Here is a 15,779-nt window from a genome sequence, read left to right as displayed (position 1 = left end):
CGGGGGCCGCTCAGATCCCCGTGCGGTCCAGGGCCACCTCGCGGGAGCAGGCGTCCACGACCGCCCGGTCGTGGGTGGCCACGACGACGGTCCGGCCCGCCCCGTTCAAGCCGCGCAGCAGTCCGAGCACCACGTCGCGGTTGTCGGCGTCCAGCGACCCCGTCGGCTCGTCGGCGAGGACGATCTCGCAGGGCTTGAGCATCAGCCGGGCGATGGCCACCCGCTGCTGCTCCCCGCCCGACAGCGAGAACACCCGGCGCTCCTCCGTCCCCGCCAGCCCCACGTGCTCCAGCGCCCGCGCCGTCCGCTCCCTCTCCGTTCCCGGCCCCGGGGCGTAGGCGAGCGCCACCTCCAGGTTCTCCCGGACCGTCGCGCCCTCGATCAGCGCGAAGTTCTGGAACAGGTATCCCAGGTGCCCGCGCAGGTACCGCCGCGCACCCCGGCTGCGCGGTCGCGGCGCCCGCCCGCCCAGCAGGCGGACCTCGCCGCCGTCCGGGGCCTCCAGCAGCCCCAGCAGGTTCAGGACCGTGGACTTGCCCGATCCGCTCGCCCCGGTCACCGCCACCATCTCCCCGGCCCCGACCGCCAGGTCGAAGCCGTCCAGGACGGCCCGGCCGCCGTATTCCTTGCGCACACCGCGCAGCTCGCAGTGGGTCGTCGCCGTCATCGCGTGGTTCCTCTCCCTCGTGTCGCACCGGTCGGCGGTCAGGCCTGGGACGCGCCCTCCCGGACGATCCGGCGGTGGAAGTGGGCCAGGACCCCCAGCACCACGGCCAGCACCGCGCCCCCGACCGCCGCGGACAGCGCGAACCTCTCCCGCGCCCGCACCACGTCCCACTCGAACACGCCCAGCTCGATGGCCCCGAACCCCGCCAGCGCGTCCCACAGCCCATGGGCCGCGTAGCCGACGAACACCGCCACCAGCCCCGCCTCCACCAGCAGGAAACCCCGGTGCGTCGCCGCGAACGACCACCCCGAGAGGTGCCGGGCGAAGATGTGCCGGGCCCGTGCCCGCGTGTACACCAGACAGGCGGCGACGGAGGTCAGGACCAGCACCCCGACCGACGCCGCCAGGTTGAACGCGCTCACCCGCAGGTCCCCCAGCCGACGGCCGCGGTCCAGCGCCGCCCGCTCGGTGACGGACTCCACGGCGGCCACGTAGGAGGACAGGGGCGGCTCGGCGGCCTCCCGGGCGGCGGCGTCGCCGTCGAGGAAGACGATCCCGCCGCCGGAGGCGATGGTGGAGTACATCCCGCCGCCGAAGTACCCCGGGGGGTGGACGACGACGACCGGGTCGGTCAGGACCGGCCGGACGCTCCACGTCAGGGGGGAGGTCGTGGCGTAGGTCGGGAAGGTGCGGCCGTCGGGGTAGGGGACGACGGTGACCGGGTCGTCGCGGTGCTCCTCGGCCGCGAAGTACGCGGACTGGCCGCGGGCCCCCTCCACCAGGAGGTCGGAGTGCCCGGCCAGGGACTCCGGGACCAGGATGCGCACACCGGGGGCGGACAGCGCCTCCCCGTCCACGGCGACACCCGCGTGTGCGAGGTAGGCCTCGTTGACCCACAGCGCGTCGAAGCCGGTGCCGCGCGTACCGGGGGGCATCACATCCTCGGCGAGCCGCTGCTCGACCATGATCACCCCGCCGCGCTTCTCGGCGTCCGTGATCCAGGGGTCGACGACGTCCTCCCGGGCCTCGAACCACTCCTCCGAGTCGGCACCGCCCCCGGTACGCGGCGCCCCCATGCCCTCGGTACCGGTCAGGGAGTCGAGCCCGGCCCGGTGCTCGGCCACCCGCTCCCCGAGCGCGAGGGTGGCGGTCGCCGCGGACAGGACCAGCCCCACCGAGGCGATCCGCACCGCGTACACCGACACCGTGACACTGCGCGCGGGCATCCGCCCCCTGACCGCCGCGGGCACGTCGGTGAGGTACAGGAGGGCGAGCGCGGCGGCGTGGGCGCCGAGCGCCACCGCCAGGAGGAGGGCCGCCAGGACGCCCGTCACCGCGGCCAGCTCCCCCGCGCGGGCGAAGCCGTTGTACCACCACAGGAAGAGGGCGAACGCGGCCGATGCGGTGGGCGCGGCCCACAGCCACATCCGCGCGGCCCCGCGCAGGTCGGAGGCGAGGATGCGCAAGTAGGAGTGCCCGTGCAGCCGTTTGACGCCGTAGGAGCGGGCGTTGAGCAGCACCCCGGCGCCCGCGGCGGCGGCCACCGAGGCCAGGGCCAGCAGCACCATGGTGCCGAGGGACTCGTTGAAGGCGACGGCGGCCGGGTAGCGGTCCACGACCGGGGGCGCCGGGTCGATCGTGCCCGACAGGCCCGTCGACTCCAGCGCCTCCAGGACCAGTTCGGCGTCCGCCGGCGTGCCCTCGACCCAGTAGGCCCCCCGCGGGTCGTCCCCCTCCAGCTCCGCCAGGGACCGCACCCCCAGCTCCGGTACGGGGGTGAAGTTCGGGTAGCCGGTCTCGGCCCAGGAGTGCATGTCGCTGCCGGGAGCGGAGGAGAGCACGTACAGCCGCATGCCCCCGTTGACGTTCCCGGGGTCGGCGCGGGTCGCCGCCACGGAGACCGGCCGCTCCCCGGCCAGGGCGGTGAGGGCTTCGACCGCCTCCGCCGTGCTCGCGCCGCCCCCGTTGCCGTCGATCCCCACGTAGTGGACCGCTCCCAGGTCGCCGTAGCGGTGCATGGCGGCCATGGTGAGGAATCCCAGCACCATCGCCATGGCGATCACCGTGGTGTGGGCGAGGACGAGGATGCGGTGCACGGGGCCTCTCAGGGGCGGGGGCCGCCGCGGCGGCCCCCGCGGGTGCGGGTCGGGCGGTCGGGCGCGTCAGCACTTGTTGTAGTAGGACTCCTCGACGTGGAACGCGCTGTCCGCGAGGGAGGCCCGCGCCCAGGCGCGGGGGTTGGCCCTGGCGGTGTCCTCGACCGAGGTGCCCCTGCGGGCGACGGTCGCCGTGTGGCAGACGCCGTTGTGGAGGTACTGCGAGTGGGCGCGGCCGCTCTCGGTGCCGTAGCGCCAGGTCCCGCCGCCGGCCTGCACCTCCCGGAGGGCGGCCAGGGCCGCGCCCGTCCCCATCGAGAAGAAGACCGTGGCGAGCAGTGTGACGACCGTACTTTTGCGGAAAGCGGGCAAGGGGGGCTCCTTCGGCCCGGCCGGGACCGGGCGGGTGGGGTGCCGGGGCAGTGCACAGCAAAACGCCGACACCCCCGGTGCCGCAAGGGCCGGGGGCGCCCGCTCCGCCACCGCGCCCGACGGTACCGCGTCCCACCTGCGGTGACTCCGCGGGCTCCCGCTGCCGCTGTCCGCAACCGGCCAGACGCGTACGGCCGCCCGCCGGGCGCGACCCGCCCCTCCCGCACTAGAACTCCGTTCGGCGGATGTGGTCGACTACGGACATGTTCGCGATCACAGCAGCACGCTCTTCCTTCGACGACCCCCTCTCCGCCCTGGAGGCCGGCGAGCGCCCCGACCCCGAGCCGCGCGAGGGGTGGGCGGTGGTCGACGTCCGGGCCGCCTCCCTCAACCACCACGACCTGTGGAGCCTGCGCGGGGTCGGCCTCCCCGCCGACCGCCTCCCGATGATCCTGGGCTGCGACGCCGCCGGGGTCGACGAGGACGGCAACGAGGTCCTCGTCCACGGCGTGGTCGAGGACGGGGCGGGCCGCCCCACGATCCTGTCCGAGAAGTACGACGGCACCTTCGCGCAGCGCGTGCTCGTGCCCCGGGCCAACCTGCTGCCCAAGCCGCCGGAGCTCTCCTTCGAGGAGGCCTCCTGCCTGCCCACGGCCTGGCTCACCGCCTACAGCATGCTGTTCGGCAAGGCCGACCTGCGCCCCGGCTCGACGATCCTCGTCCAGGGCGCGGGCGGCGGCGTGTCCGTGGCGCTGATCCGGCTCGCGGTGCGGACGGGGCACCGGGTGTACGTGACCGGCCGGGACGCGGCCAAGCGGGAGAGGGCCCTGGAACTGGGCGCCTACGCGGCGGTGCCGACGGGGGAGCGGCTGCCCGAGCGGGTGGACGCGGTGTTCGAGTCGGTCGGCCAGGCCACCTGGGCCCACTCGGTGCGCTCCCTCAAGCCCGGCGGCGCCATCGTCGTCTGCGGCGCCACCAGCGGTGACGCCCCGCCCGCGGAGCTGACCCGGGTGTTCTTCCTCCAACTGCGGGTCATCGGCTCGACCATGGGGACCCGGGAGGAGCTGGCGGGGCTGACGGAGATGTGCGCCCGCACCGGGGTGCGCCCGGTGGTCGACCGGGTGCTGCCGCTGGAGCGGGCCGCCGAGGGGTTCCGGGCGATGGCCGACGGCGAGCTGTTCGGCAAGGTCGTCTTCACGCCCTGAGCCGTCCCCGGACACACGGGGGGCGGGGCGCCGCCGACGCCCCGCCCCCCGGAAGACCCCCGCCGCGCCCGTGTCAGCGCGGCCGGGACGGCCTACTCGTCGTCGTCCTCCTCGTCGCGGCGGCGCTTGCGCTTGGGCATGACGTTGCCGCCCTCGCGGCCCGGGCGCAGCAGCGCCTCGGCCAGGGCCAGCACCGTCTCCTCCAGCGAGGAGAACCGCTTGGTGATGTCGTCGTGGGAGTTCTCGACCGCCTCGGTGACGGTCTCCTCCAGCTCGTGCCGGTCCGGGCGCTGCTTCAGCTCGCGCAGCACCGGGGCCACGGCCGAGGTGACGTGGTCGTCGATCTCGTCGAGCTTGTCGCCGTGGTCGACCTGCGGGCGCTCCACCAGCTCGGTCAGGCGGCGGTGCAGCTCGCTGACCTCCATGGTCTGCGGAAGCTGGTTGAGGCGCTGGTTGAGCGCCTCCAGCCTGTCGTCCACGGCCTCCAGGCGGCCGTCGACCCCGTCGAAGTGCCCGCTGACGCCCTCGAACTGGCCCTCGACCCCGTTGACCCGGCCGTCGATGCCGTCCAGGCGGCCGTTGATGCCGTCCATCCGGCCGTCGATCCGGTCGATCTTGCCTTCCATGCCCTCGAACTGCCCCTCGAAGTGCCCCTCGAAGGTGTCGAAGCGGTCGGTGAGGCGGCCCAGCTCGTGGTCGACCTTGCCGGTGATCTGGGTGAGGTGCCCGTCGACCTTGGAGGTGAGAGCCTCGCGCTGGCGCTCCAGCCGCTCGTCCAGGGCGGTGCGGTGCCCCTCGACCTGCTCGGTGAGCGCCTCGGTGAGGGTCTGGGACCGGTCCTCGGCGTCGGCGGCCAGGCGCGCGGAGCTCTCCGCCACGAACGTGCGCAGCTCCTCGAACCCGGCGGTGACCCGCCCGGCGTCCTCGCCGATCCGGGAGGAGAGGGCGTCGGTGCGCTCGGTGAAGGCCGCGTTCATCCGCTCGGCGGACGCCTCGGCGCGCTCGCGGGCCTCGGTGCGGCCCAGCTCCAGCTGCTCGTCCAGCTCGGACAGGCGCTGGCGCAGGTGGGTGCGCAGGTCCAGCAGCGAGCTCTCGTGGTCCTTGCGCAGCGCGGCGACGGCGCCGGTGGCGTCGGCGACGGCGGCGGTGGCCTCGGCGTGGTTCTCCTCGGCCAGGGTCGTCAGCTGGGTGACGTCCCGGGCGAGCTCGGCGGCCAGGGCCTCGTGCCGTCCGACCAGGGCCTCGTGCCGCTCGCCCGCGGCGGCGGCCAGGGCGGAGAGCCCGCCGTTCAGCTCGCCGGTGTTCTCCTCCAGGCGCGCGAGCAGGGCCGCGTGCCTCTCCTCCAGGGCGGTGCCCAGCTCGGCGGCCTTGGCGTCGGCCTGCTCGGTGAGGGCGGTGCGCAGGGCGTCGGTGCGCTCGCCCAGGTCGGTGCGGGCCTCGCCCAGGGCGCCGGCCAGTTCCTCGCGGGCGGTGGTGAGGGCCTCGGTGAGGGCGGTGCGGTTCTCGGTGGCGGAGCCGGCGAGCTCTTCGCGGGCGGCGGCCACGGCCCCGGCCAGTTCGGTCGCCTTGGCGTCGGCCTGCTCGGTGAGGGCGGTGCGCAGGGCGTCGGTGCGCTCGCCCAGGTCGGTGCGGGCCTCGCCCAGGGCGCCGGCCAGTTCCTCGCGGGCGGTGGTGAGGGCCTCGGTGAGGGCGGTGCGGTTCTCGGTGGCGGAGCCGGCGAGCTCCTCGCGGGCGGCGGCCACGGCCCCGGCCAGCTCGGTCGCCTTGGCGTCGGCCTGCTCGGCGAGCGCCGTGCGGGCCTCGCCCAGGGCCGCGGCCAGGTCCTCACGGGTCCCCGTGACGGCCTCGGCGAGCGCCGTGCGGCTCTCGGCCAGCGCGTCCGCGAGCTCGGTGTGCCGGGTGCCGGAGGCCTCGGTGAGCGCGGCGAGCGAGGCCTCCACCGCCCCGGTCCTGGTGTCGAGCGCGGCCAAGGCGCCGTCGAGGGCCTCCAGCCGCGTCTCGAAGGCCTCCGACAGGGAGGTCAGCCGCTCGCCCAGCTCGCCGACCTGTTCGGCGGTGCGGTTCCCGGTCTCCGACATGCGCTGGAGGCGGGTGAGGGCCGTGTCCAGGTGGCCGGCGATGCGGTGGGTGTCCGCGCGCAGGGAGGACATCTCGGACAGCGGCTTCACCTGGCGGCCGACGACCTCGATGTGCTCGGCCAGGGTCTCGGCCCATTCCGGGGGCCGGGCCAGGAAGTCGTCGATCCGGCCGTCGACCGCGGTGACCGACTCGGCGAGCGCCGCGAGCTCCCGCTCGCGCAGCTCACGCAGGAGCCACTCCATGCCCTCCAGACGCTGGCGCATCTCCTCGGTGACCGCGCCCTGCGACTTCTGCTCCGAGTCGTGCTCGTGGGCCGCCTGGGAGAGCAGGTCGCGCATGCGGTCGGAGATCCCGGCCTGACCTCCTCCGTTGAGGAAGTTGTGATTGGTCTGTTCCACCGCGGTGCTCCTTGTTCTCTCTGGCGCTCCCGACACCTGGCCCCGGGGAATGGACGGTGGGTGTTCCGGGCAGGTCGGGTTCTCGATGGTCCCCGGGCGGGCGGCGGTCCCGCAGGATTTCACGCCCCAATGTGATCAGAGTGTGACTGTCCGTATGCACATGTGGCAAAGGCACGTCGTCGACCGAACCGCATCGCGGATCACTCACGCACGGCCTTCCGGGTGAATCCATGAGAAGGGGAGGGAATCGCGCGCCCATTCTAACGACCCGAAGTGCCCGTGCCCCAGGGGAAGGCGAAAGATATCGGTCCGTGAGATAACGATCCGATACCTCGTGTCCTACTCTGGGTGACCGCGTCGGCCCCGGGTGCCCCGGCGGATCGTCCCAGGTCGGGAGCGGGGCCGCGGCGTGCGGCGGACCGGCCCCCGGCCCCTAGCGGGCGGCGCCCGCCTCGCCCGGTGCGGCGGACGGCTCGCGGCAGAGCAGGGCGAAGGGCCGCTCCCCGACCCGGGTGAGCACCACCGTGGCCGCCTCCGGCCCGGAGGCCCTGAGGTCGCGGCGCAGCTTCTCGGTGTCCACCGCGGACCCCCGCTTCATCACCGTCACCGTCCCCACCCGGCGCTCCCGCAGCGCGGCCCTGACGCGCTTGAGGGAGAAGGGGACGACCTCCTCCACCTCCAGCACCCGCCACAGCGGGGAGCGCACCGCCGTGTCCGCGGTGAAGTAGGCGATCCGCTCGTCCAGCAGGGCCCCGTCCACCCGGGCCGCGGCCTCGGCCACCAGGTGCGAGCGCACCACCGCCGGGTCCGGGTCGTACAGGTACCGGCGGGCCGGCGCGACCGGCGCGGGCCCCAGGCCGGGCACCTCGTCCAGGTGTGTCCGAGAGCCGTCGCGCTCGGACAGCGCCGTGGCCCGGCGGCGCGGCCCCCCGGACAGCGCGCCGAACCACAGGGCCGCCTCCTTCAGCTCCCCGTCCACCGAGATCCACTCGGTGTCCGCGCCCGGGGGCAGCACCTCGTGCGGGATGCCGGGGGCGGCCTTCAGGCACGCGGCCCCGGAGCCTCCGGCCAGGCCCACCGCCACGTCCCAGGGCGGGGAGTAGGCGGCGGGGTCGAACACCCGGCCGCGCCCGCCGCGCCGCGCCGGGTCGCACACCAGCAGCGGGTACGCGCCCGGCCCGATCCGGGTGACGTCCCCCTCGCGGACCCGGGCGGTGTCCTGGAGCCCCAGCGCCGCGATGTTGGCCCCGGCCACCGCGACGGTCAACGGGTCCAGGTCCACGCCCTCCACCGGGACGCCCCGCGCCGCCAGCGCCAGCAGGTCGGCGCCGATCCCGCAGCACAGGTCCCCGGCGGGGCCCCGGTGCACGGCCGCCACCCGCTCGGCCCGGTAGGCCGCGACGGAGGCGCGCGTGGACTGCTCCAGGCCGTTCGGGGTGAAGAACATCAGGTCGGCCCGCGGGCCGAACTTGGCCCGTCCGCGAATACGCAGCGAAATCTGGGTGAGAACGGCGTTCACCAGCTCGGAAACGGGTAGGCCGGGGTCGAGGGCGGCCACCCGGGGATCCTCGCGCAGGCGGGAGGCCGCCGCCAGCGCGTCCCGGGAGGCCGCTTCGGCGTCCACCGACGCCAGGACGTCGCGCCCCGCTCCCGTCAGCAGGGCCTCGAACGCGGGCACGCGCATGGATCTCCTTCTGCACGGTGGGTCCGGCCCGGTCCGGTCCGGGTCCGCGGGCGCCGCCGACCAGGGGTCACGGTCACATTTCCATTCTGGCACTCTCGGGGGTAGAGTGCTAATCGCGACGAGGCCGGTCTGGCACCCGCGACGACAGGCCGCCGCGGTCGCCCCTTTTTTCGCAGCCGGTCCGCGCCTTCCCGTGCGCGGTAGCCGGACTATCGGACACCGAAAACCTGAAGGGGGAGGTCACACAGTGTCGACCGCCACCAAGACCGTGCTGAAGCCGCTCGAGGACCGCGTCGTGGTCAAGGCCCTGGAGGCCGAGCAGACCACCGCGTCCGGCCTGGTCATCCCGGACACCGCCAAGGAGAAGCCCCAGGAGGGCGAGGTCCTCGCGGTGGGCCCCGGCCGCTGGGACGACGAGGGTGACAAGCGCATCCCGCTGGACGTGAAGGTCGGCGACGTCGTCCTCTACAGCAAGTACGGCGGCACCGAGGTCAAGTACGACGGCCAGGAGTACCTGGTCCTCTCCGCCCGCGACCTCCTCGCGGTCGTCGAGAAGTAGTCCTCGACGCGGCCCGTTCACACGGGCACGGAGCAGTTTCCGCATCCCGCACCGGTCGGCGCCTCGCCGGGCGGGCGGGATGCTCGCTTTTGGCCAGGCCTACCAAGGAAGAACCGGAATGCCGAAGATCCTGGAGTTCGAGGACGACGCCCGCCGCGCCCTTGAGCGTGGCGTCGACCGACTCGCCGACGCCGTCAAGGTGACGCTGGGCCCGCGCGGCCGCAACGTCGTCATCGACAAGAAGTTCGGTGCCCCCACCATCACCAACGACGGTGTCACCGTCGCGCGTGAGATCGAGCTGGACGACCCCTACGAGAACCTGGGCGCCCAGCTCGTCAAGGAGGTCGCCACCAAGACCAACGACGCCGCCGGCGACGGCACCACCACCGCCACCGTGCTGGCCCAGGCGCTGGTCCGCGAGGGCCTGCGCAGCGTGGCCGCCGGCGCCTCTCCGATGTCCCTCAAGAAGGGCATCGACGCCGCCGCCGTGAAGGTGTCCGAGATCCTCCTGGAGCGCGCCCGCCCCGTCGAGGAGCGCGCGGACATCGCCTACGTGGCCACCAACTCCGCCCAGGACGGCCAGATCGGCGACCTGATCGCCGAGGCGTTCGACAAGGTCGGCAAGGACGGCGTCATCACCGTCGAGGAGTCCCCGGCCTTCGGGCTGGACCTGGAGTTCACCGAGGGCCTCCAGTTCGACAAGGGCTACATCTCGCCCTACTTCGTGACCGACGGCGACCGCCAGGAGGCGGTGCTGGAGGACGCGCAGATCCTCATCAGCCAGGGCAAGATCTCGAACCTCAACGAGCTCCTGCCGCTGCTGGAGAAGATCGTCCAGAACAAGAAGCCGCTGCTGATCATCGCCGAGGACATCGAGGGCGACGCCCTGGGCGCCCTGGTGCTCAACAAGATCCGCGGCACCCTCAACGTCGCCGCGGTCAAGGCGCCCGGCTTCGGCGAGCGCCGCAAGGCCATGCTCCAGGACATCGCCGTCCTCACCGGCGGCCAGGTCATCGCCGAGGAGGTCGGCCTCACCCTGGAGAACGCCGACGTCGACGTGCTCGGCACCGCCCGCCGCATCACGGTCACCAAGGACACCACCACCGTCGTCGATGGCTCCGGTGACCAGTCCGAGGTCGCGGACCGCATCGCCCAGATCCGCAAGGAGATCGAGGCGAGCGACTCCGACTGGGACCGCGAGAAGCTCCAGGAGCGCCTGGCCAAGCTGGCCGGCGGCGTCTCGGTGCTGCGCGTGGGCGCGGCCACCGAGGTCGAGCTCAAGGAGAAGAAGCACCGCCTGGAGGACGCCATCTCGGCGACCCGCGCGGCCATCGAGGAGGGCATCGTCGCCGGCGGCGGCGCCTCCCTGGTGCACGCCTCCACCGCCCTGGACGACCTGGGCCTGACCGGCGACGAGGCCACCGGTGTGGGCATCGTGCGCCGCGCCCTGGTGCAGCCCGCCCGCTGGATCGCCGAGAACGCCGGCGCCGAGGGCTACGTGGTGGTCCACCGCGTCTCGGAGCTGGAGGTCGGCCACGGCTACAACGCCGCCAAGGGCACCTACGGCGACCTGACCGCCGAGGGCATCATCGACCCGGTCAAGGTCTCCCGCTCCGCCGTGCAGAACGCCGCCTCCATCGCGGGCATGCTGCTGACCACCGAGGTGCTGGTCGCGGACAAGCCCGAGGAAGAGGCCGACGGCGACGGCCACGGCCACGGCCACTGACGGACCCGGTCGGGTCCCGTCCGCGGACGACGACGGTGGGCCGGCCCGGGTTCTCCCCGGACCGGCCCACCGGCCTGTGCGGACCCCGCCCTCCCCGCCCCCGCGGGGGTTTCCGGGCGTGTTCACTATCACGCGCGCCTCGGGTTTGACCGTGTACGCTCAGGTGTTTTCGGGTGATTTTTCCAAAACGTAACCATTCCGTAGTTGGCGATCGGAGCGGTCGGGTCGGCGGACGGGGGCATGATCACTAGCGTGACGGATGCAAACGCCCGGGGGGGCGTTACCGCGCAGCGGCCAGGAACACCGGGGGAACCCGACCCCGCGTCGCGCGACACCGGCCTGAACCGCCTGGGGTCGCGCGCGGTCCGGGGTGAGGACGGCGCGATGGACTCGCTGCTCCGCGAGGTCCGGCCCATGGTGGTCCGCTACTGCCGTGCCCGGCTGGCCCGGGTGTCCGGGCTCGCGCACTACTCCGACGACGTGGCCCAAGAGGTCTGCATCGCCCTGCTCGCGGCGGTCCCGCGCTACCAGGACCGGGGCCGGCCCTTCGCCTCCTTCGTCTTCGGCATCGCGGCCCACAAGGTCGCCGACACCCTGCGCGGCGCCGGCCGGGTGGAGCTGGTCTCCACCGAGGCCGTCCCGGACCGCCCCGACGAGGCGCCCGGGCCGGAGGAGGCCGCGGTGCGGGGCGTCGAGGCCCAGCGCGCGCGGGAGCTGCTGGACGAACTCCCCGAGCAGCAGCGCAAACTGCTGATCATGAGGGTGATAGCGGGACTGACGGCGGATGAGACGGGACATGTACTTGGAATGTCGGCTGGCGCGGTACGGGTTGCCCAGCACCGGGCTATCGCTCGGCTTCGGCAGGTGGCCGTGGCGAACCGCCTCCTCCCCTGAGCGCCCCGGGCGCCCGGGCGACGGGCGCCGCCCCTGCCCCGACCGCCCCCGCGCCCGCGTCTCCTGCCGCGCGCTGGGGCCGGTCCGGTACACCCCGCGCCGCCGCCACTGACACCGCCCGCCCCAAACAGTGAGGCTGCTCACTTTCCCGCCCGGGCGGCGGGGAGAACGCCCTGTTCCCCCCGAGTGCCCCGGGGCGACGACCTAGGATGAGACGACACGCGGGGGCGAGCACCGCGCGGGCGCCGGAGGGCCGGCGTGCCGGAGCGAAGCAGCGGAGGTTGTGTCATGGGCCAGGACAGCATCGGCGACTACGGGGACAAAGTGCTGCCGCCGGGGTTGACCTACGACGACGTGCTGCTCGTGCCGGCCTACTCCGACATGCAGCCCGGCGAGGCGACCACCGCCACCCGCCTCTCCCGTAACATCGACCTCAACATCCCCCTGCTGTCCGCCGCCATGGACACCGTGACCGAGGCCCGCATGGCGGTCGCCATGGCGCGCCAGGGCGGCGCCGGCGTGCTGCACCGCAACCTCTCCGCGCAGGACCAGGCCGCCCAGGTGGACCTGGTCAAGCGCTCCGAGGCGGGGATGGTCACCGACCCGGTCACCTGCAAGCCCGAGGACACCCTCGCCGACGTCGAGCGCCTGTGTTCGCACTACCGGATCTCCGGCGTCCCCGTCACCGACGCCTCCGGCCGCCTGGTGGGCATCGTCACCAACCGCGACATGCGGTTCGAGAGCGACCGGGACCGCCTGGTCCGCGACGTCATGACCACCGAGAACCTGGTCACCGCACCGGTCGGGGTCAGCCGCGAGCAGGCCTTCCAGCTGCTGCGCCGCAACAAGGTCGAGAAGCTCCCGCTGGTGGACGCCGAGGGCCGCCTGCGCGGGCTCATCACCGTCAAGGACTTCATCAAGAGCGAGCAGTACCCCGACGCCACCAAGGACGCCGACGGCCGCCTGGTCGTCGGCGCCGCCGTCGGCGTGGGCCCCGAGGCCACCGAGCGCGCCAAGCTCCTGGTCGAGGCCGGGGTGGACTTCATCGTCGTGGACACCGCCCACGGCCACTCCTCCGGCCTGGCCGACATGGTCGCCAAGCTCAAGGCCGACGCCCGGACCGACATCGTCGCGGGCAACGTCGCCACCCGCGCCGGCGCCCAGCTCCTCATCGACGCGGGGGCCGACGCCGTCAAGGTCGGCGTGGGCCCGGGCTCCATCTGCACCACCCGCGTCGTCGCCGGCGTGGGCGCCCCGCAGCTCACCGCGATCCTGGAGGCCGCCAAGGCGTGCGGCCCCGCCGGGGTCCCGCTCATCGCCGACGGCGGACTCCAGTACTCGGGCGAGATCGCCAAGGCCATCGCCGCCGGTGCGAGCAGCGTCATGCTCGGCAGCCTGCTGGCGGGCGTGGAGGAGAGCCCCGGAGAGCTCATCTTCATCAACGGCAAGCAGTTCAAGGCCTACCGCGGCATGGGGTCCCTGGGCGCCATGCGCGGACGCTCCTTCTCCAAGGACCGCTACGCCCAGGCCGAGGTCTCCTCCGAGGACAAGCTCATCCCCGAGGGCATCGAGGGCCAGGTGCCCTTCCGCGGCCCGCTCCAGGCGGTCGCGCACCAGCTCGTCGGGGGTCTGCACCAGTCCATGTGGTACGCGGGCACCCGCACCCTGGACGAGCTGCGCGAGCGCGGCCAGCTCATGCGCATCACCAGCGCGGGCCTGCGCGAGAGCCACCCGCACGACATCCAGATGACCGTCGAGGCGCCCAACTACAACGGCCGCTGACGCGGCGCTCCGCGCGCACCGGGCCGTCCGGGCACCGTACGGACGGCCCGACCCGTGCCCGGGCCGGGGCGGATAGACTCGCGACGGCAGTAAAGGCCCCGGTCCACCGGCCGGGGCGGCACGTCAGAGGGGATCGAAGCGTTGGCTCAGGTGGAGATCGGGCTGGGCAAGAACGGGCGCCGGGCCTATGAGCTCGACGAGATCGGCATCGTGCCCGCCCGGCGCACGCGCGACCCGGAGGAGGTGTCGATCGCCTGGCAGATCGACGCCTACCGGTTCGAGACGCCGCTCGTGGCCAGCCCCATGGACAGCGTCGCCTCACCGGACACGGTCGTGGCGATCGGCCGCCAGGGCGGCCTGGGCGTGCTCGACCTCGAAGGCCTGTGGACCCGGTACGAGGACCCGGCGCCCCTGCTGGCGGAGATCAGCGAGCTGGACGACGTGGCCGCCACCAAGCGGCTCCAGGAGATCTACGCGGCGCCCATCCGGGAGGAGCTGATCGGCCGCCGGATCGAGCAGATCCGCGACGCGGGCCTGGTCACCGCGGCCCGCCTGTCCCCGCAGCGCACCGCCCAGTACCACAAGGCGGTCGTCGACGCGGGCGTGGACATCTTCGTGATCCGCGGCACCACGGTCTCCGCCGAGCACGTGTCCGGGCGCGCCGAGCCGCTCAACCTCAAGCAGTTCATCTACGACCTGGACGTCCCGGTCGTGGTCGGCGGCTGCGCGACCTACACCGCGGCCCTGCACCTGATGCGCACCGGCGCCGCGGGCGTCCTGGTGGGCTTCGGCGGCGGCTCGGGCCACACCACCCGCTCCGTCCTGGGCGTCGCCGTCCCGATGGCCAGCGCCATCGGCGACGTCGCGGCCGCCCGCCGCGACTACCTCGACGAGTCCGGCGGACGCTACGTGCACGTCATCGCCGACGGCGGCATGACCACCAGCGGCGACATCGCCAAGGCCCTGGCCTGCGGCGCCGACGCCGTCATGGTGGGCTCCCCGCTGGCCCGCGCCACCGAGGCGCCCGGCGGCGGCCACCACTGGGGCAGCGAGGCGCACCACGGCGAGCTGCCGCGCGGCGAGCGGGTGCGGGTCGGCACCATCGGCGACCTGGAGGCCATCCTGCACGGCCCGGCCTCCAGCAGCGACGGCTCCATGAACCTCATGGGGGCGCTGCGCCGCACCATGGCCACCTCGGGCTACACCGACCTCAAGGAGTTCCAGCGGGTCGAGGTCGTGGTCAACCCGCACCGCTGACGGGTGCCGCGGGGGTACGCCGGGGAACCGGGGTGCCCCCGTTTCCGTTGTGCACCGGGGGAGCACCCGAACGCCGTGTGCAACCATGTTCCGGCCGTCGGCATCACACGACCCGACGGCTCCGGGGAGTCTTCCGAGGAAAGGGGCGGGCATTGGGTCGAGGTACCCGCGGCAGGCGGAACAGGGGTCCGCTGGTCGCCGTCTGCGTGACCCTGGCGCTGTGCCTGGCGCTGACCGGCGGCGTGCTCTTCGCCGTCGACCGGATCTCGCGCACGCTGTCCGACTGGTCGCCCCCCTCGGGGCAGGCCGCGGCGCCCCCGGACGGGACCATCGAGACGCCCCCGCACGACCAGCTCAGCGGGCCTCCCGCGCCGGCCGAGGTCAACCGGGCCGAGGCGGACCCCGACCCCTCCGCGGGCGCGGACGAGCAGCACACCCCGGTGAGCGGGCAGCGCCCCGCGGACGAGTGGCTGGAGCAGGTGTCGGAGGCCACGACCATCCCGGCGCGCGCCCTGGAGGGCTACGCCGGAGCGCAGCTGGCGCTGGCCGAGGAGCTGCCCGCCTGCAACCTGTCCTGGCCGACCCTGGCGGGCATCGGGTTCGTGGAGTCGCGGCACGGGACCTACGCGGGCGGCGAGATCGGCCCGGACGGCGTCACCACCGTGAACATCATCGGCATCCCGCTGGACGGCACCAACAACACCCGGGCCATCCCCGACACCGACGGCGGAGCGCTGGACGGCGACACCACCTGGGACCGCGCGGTCGGCCCGATGCAGTTCATCCCGGGCACCTGGGAGCGCTGGGGCGTCTCCGCGTCCGGGACCGGCGACCCCGACCCGCACCAGATCGACGACGCCGCCCTGTCCGCGGGCCGCTACCTGTGCGGTGCGGGGCGCGACCTGGGCACCGCGCAGGACTGGGAGGCGGCGATCCTGGAGTACAACCGCTCCTCGGAGTACGTGGCGGACGTGCTGGCCTACGCCCACGCCTACGCCGACGCGTCGGCCTGACCGGCGGCCGCCCCGTCGGGGCGGGGGCGGTGCGCGGCCCGCGCGGC

Annotated in this window: 12 protein-coding genes; 7 read left to right on the top strand and 5 right to left on the bottom strand. The window is 74.0% G+C overall.

The window, feature by feature from the left end:
• Positions 1 to 10: 10 nt before the first annotated feature.
• The 3 genes from BUE45_RS08040 to BUE45_RS08030 all read right to left on the bottom strand — a co-directional run bounded on the left by BUE45_RS08040 (position 11) and on the right by BUE45_RS08030 (position 3,135).
• Positions 11 to 667 (bottom strand): ABC transporter ATP-binding protein, encoded by a 657-nt coding sequence (locus tag BUE45_RS08040; RefSeq protein ID WP_073377011.1) that lies wholly within the window; start codon positions 665 to 667, stop codon positions 11 to 13.
• Positions 668 to 705: 38 nt separating this feature from the next.
• Positions 706 to 2,763 carry a hypothetical protein gene (locus tag BUE45_RS08035; RefSeq protein WP_073377009.1) on the bottom strand — a complete coding sequence of 686 codons (2,058 nt, stop codon included), beginning with the start codon at positions 2,761 to 2,763 and terminating at the stop codon, positions 706 to 708.
• A gap of 66 nt (positions 2,764 to 2,829) precedes the next feature.
• Positions 2,830 to 3,135: a lactococcin 972 family bacteriocin gene (locus tag BUE45_RS08030; protein WP_073377007.1), complete on the bottom strand. Its 306-nt coding sequence runs from the start codon at positions 3,133 to 3,135 to the stop codon at positions 2,830 to 2,832.
• Between the two features lie 263 nt (positions 3,136 to 3,398).
• Here BUE45_RS08030 and BUE45_RS08025 point away from each other — a divergent pair, with 263 nt between their 5' ends.
• Positions 3,399 to 4,340: a zinc-binding dehydrogenase gene (locus BUE45_RS08025; RefSeq protein WP_073377005.1), complete on the top strand. Its 942-nt coding sequence runs from the start codon at positions 3,399 to 3,401 to the stop codon at positions 4,338 to 4,340.
• Positions 4,341 to 4,432: 92 nt separating this feature from the next.
• Here BUE45_RS08025 and BUE45_RS08020 read toward each other — a convergent pair whose 3' ends face one another.
• Both BUE45_RS08020 and BUE45_RS08015 read right to left on the bottom strand, forming a co-directional pair.
• The gene (locus BUE45_RS08020; RefSeq protein WP_073377003.1) at positions 4,433 to 6,817 is read right to left on the bottom strand and encodes an apolipoprotein A-IV repeat region-like domain-containing protein; all 2,385 of its coding nucleotides are present in this window, start codon (positions 6,815 to 6,817) and stop codon (positions 4,433 to 4,435) included.
• Positions 6,818 to 7,250: 433 nt separating this feature from the next.
• Positions 7,251 to 8,501 (bottom strand): THUMP-like domain-containing protein, encoded by a 1,251-nt coding sequence (locus BUE45_RS08015; RefSeq protein WP_073377001.1) that lies wholly within the window; start codon positions 8,499 to 8,501, stop codon positions 7,251 to 7,253.
• 247 nt (positions 8,502 to 8,748) lie between these two features.
• Here BUE45_RS08015 and groES point away from each other — a divergent pair, with 247 nt between their 5' ends.
• From groES to BUE45_RS07985, 6 genes are all read left to right on the top strand, one after another.
• Positions 8,749 to 9,060 carry a co-chaperone GroES gene (gene groES / locus BUE45_RS08010; RefSeq protein WP_073376999.1) on the top strand — a complete coding sequence of 104 codons (312 nt, stop codon included), beginning with the start codon at positions 8,749 to 8,751 and terminating at the stop codon, positions 9,058 to 9,060.
• Positions 9,061 to 9,178: 118 nt separating this feature from the next.
• On the top strand, positions 9,179 to 10,786 hold the full coding sequence (gene groL, locus BUE45_RS08005) for a chaperonin GroEL (RefSeq protein ID WP_073376996.1): 1,608 nt from the start codon (positions 9,179 to 9,181) through the stop codon (positions 10,784 to 10,786).
• Between the two features lie 252 nt (positions 10,787 to 11,038).
• Positions 11,039 to 11,680 (top strand): sigma-70 family RNA polymerase sigma factor, encoded by a 642-nt coding sequence (locus tag BUE45_RS08000; RefSeq protein ID WP_084737057.1) that lies wholly within the window; start codon positions 11,039 to 11,041, stop codon positions 11,678 to 11,680.
• A 288-nt stretch (positions 11,681 to 11,968) separates the two neighbouring features.
• On the top strand, positions 11,969 to 13,462 hold the full coding sequence (guaB, locus tag BUE45_RS07995; protein ID WP_073376994.1) for an IMP dehydrogenase: 1,494 nt from the start codon (positions 11,969 to 11,971) through the stop codon (positions 13,460 to 13,462).
• A 150-nt stretch (positions 13,463 to 13,612) separates the two neighbouring features.
• Positions 13,613 to 14,719 carry a GuaB3 family IMP dehydrogenase-related protein gene (locus tag BUE45_RS07990; protein WP_073376992.1) on the top strand — a complete coding sequence of 369 codons (1,107 nt, stop codon included), beginning with the start codon at positions 13,613 to 13,615 and terminating at the stop codon, positions 14,717 to 14,719.
• A gap of 152 nt (positions 14,720 to 14,871) precedes the next feature.
• Positions 14,872 to 15,732, top strand: coding sequence for a lytic transglycosylase domain-containing protein (locus BUE45_RS07985; RefSeq protein WP_073376990.1), 861 nt, complete (start codon positions 14,872 to 14,874; stop codon positions 15,730 to 15,732).
• Positions 15,733 to 15,779 lie beyond the last annotated feature (47 nt).

This window comes from Nocardiopsis flavescens (genome assembly GCF_900141985.1).
GTDB lineage: Bacteria > Actinomycetota > Actinomycetes > Streptosporangiales > Streptosporangiaceae > Nocardiopsis > Nocardiopsis flavescens.
The sequence above is the reverse complement of the archived record's forward strand: the minus strand, read 5'-3'. Positions and strand labels throughout refer to the sequence as shown.

Excerpts from the sequence above, each read along its gene's own strand:
- BUE45_RS08040 (WP_073377011.1), bottom strand. The coding sequence starts at position 667 with ATGACGGCGACGACCCACTGCGAGCTGCGCGGTGTGCGCAAGGAATAC.
- guaB (WP_073376994.1), top strand. The coding sequence starts at position 11,969 with ATGGGCCAGGACAGCATCGGCGACTACGGGGACAAAGTGCTGCCGCCG.
- groL (WP_073376996.1), top strand. The coding sequence starts at position 9,179 with ATGCCGAAGATCCTGGAGTTCGAGGACGACGCCCGCCGCGCCCTTGAG.
- BUE45_RS08025 (WP_073377005.1), top strand. The coding sequence starts at position 3,399 with ATGTTCGCGATCACAGCAGCACGCTCTTCCTTCGACGACCCCCTCTCC.
- BUE45_RS08015 (WP_073377001.1), bottom strand. The coding sequence starts at position 8,501 with ATGCGCGTGCCCGCGTTCGAGGCCCTGCTGACGGGAGCGGGGCGCGAC.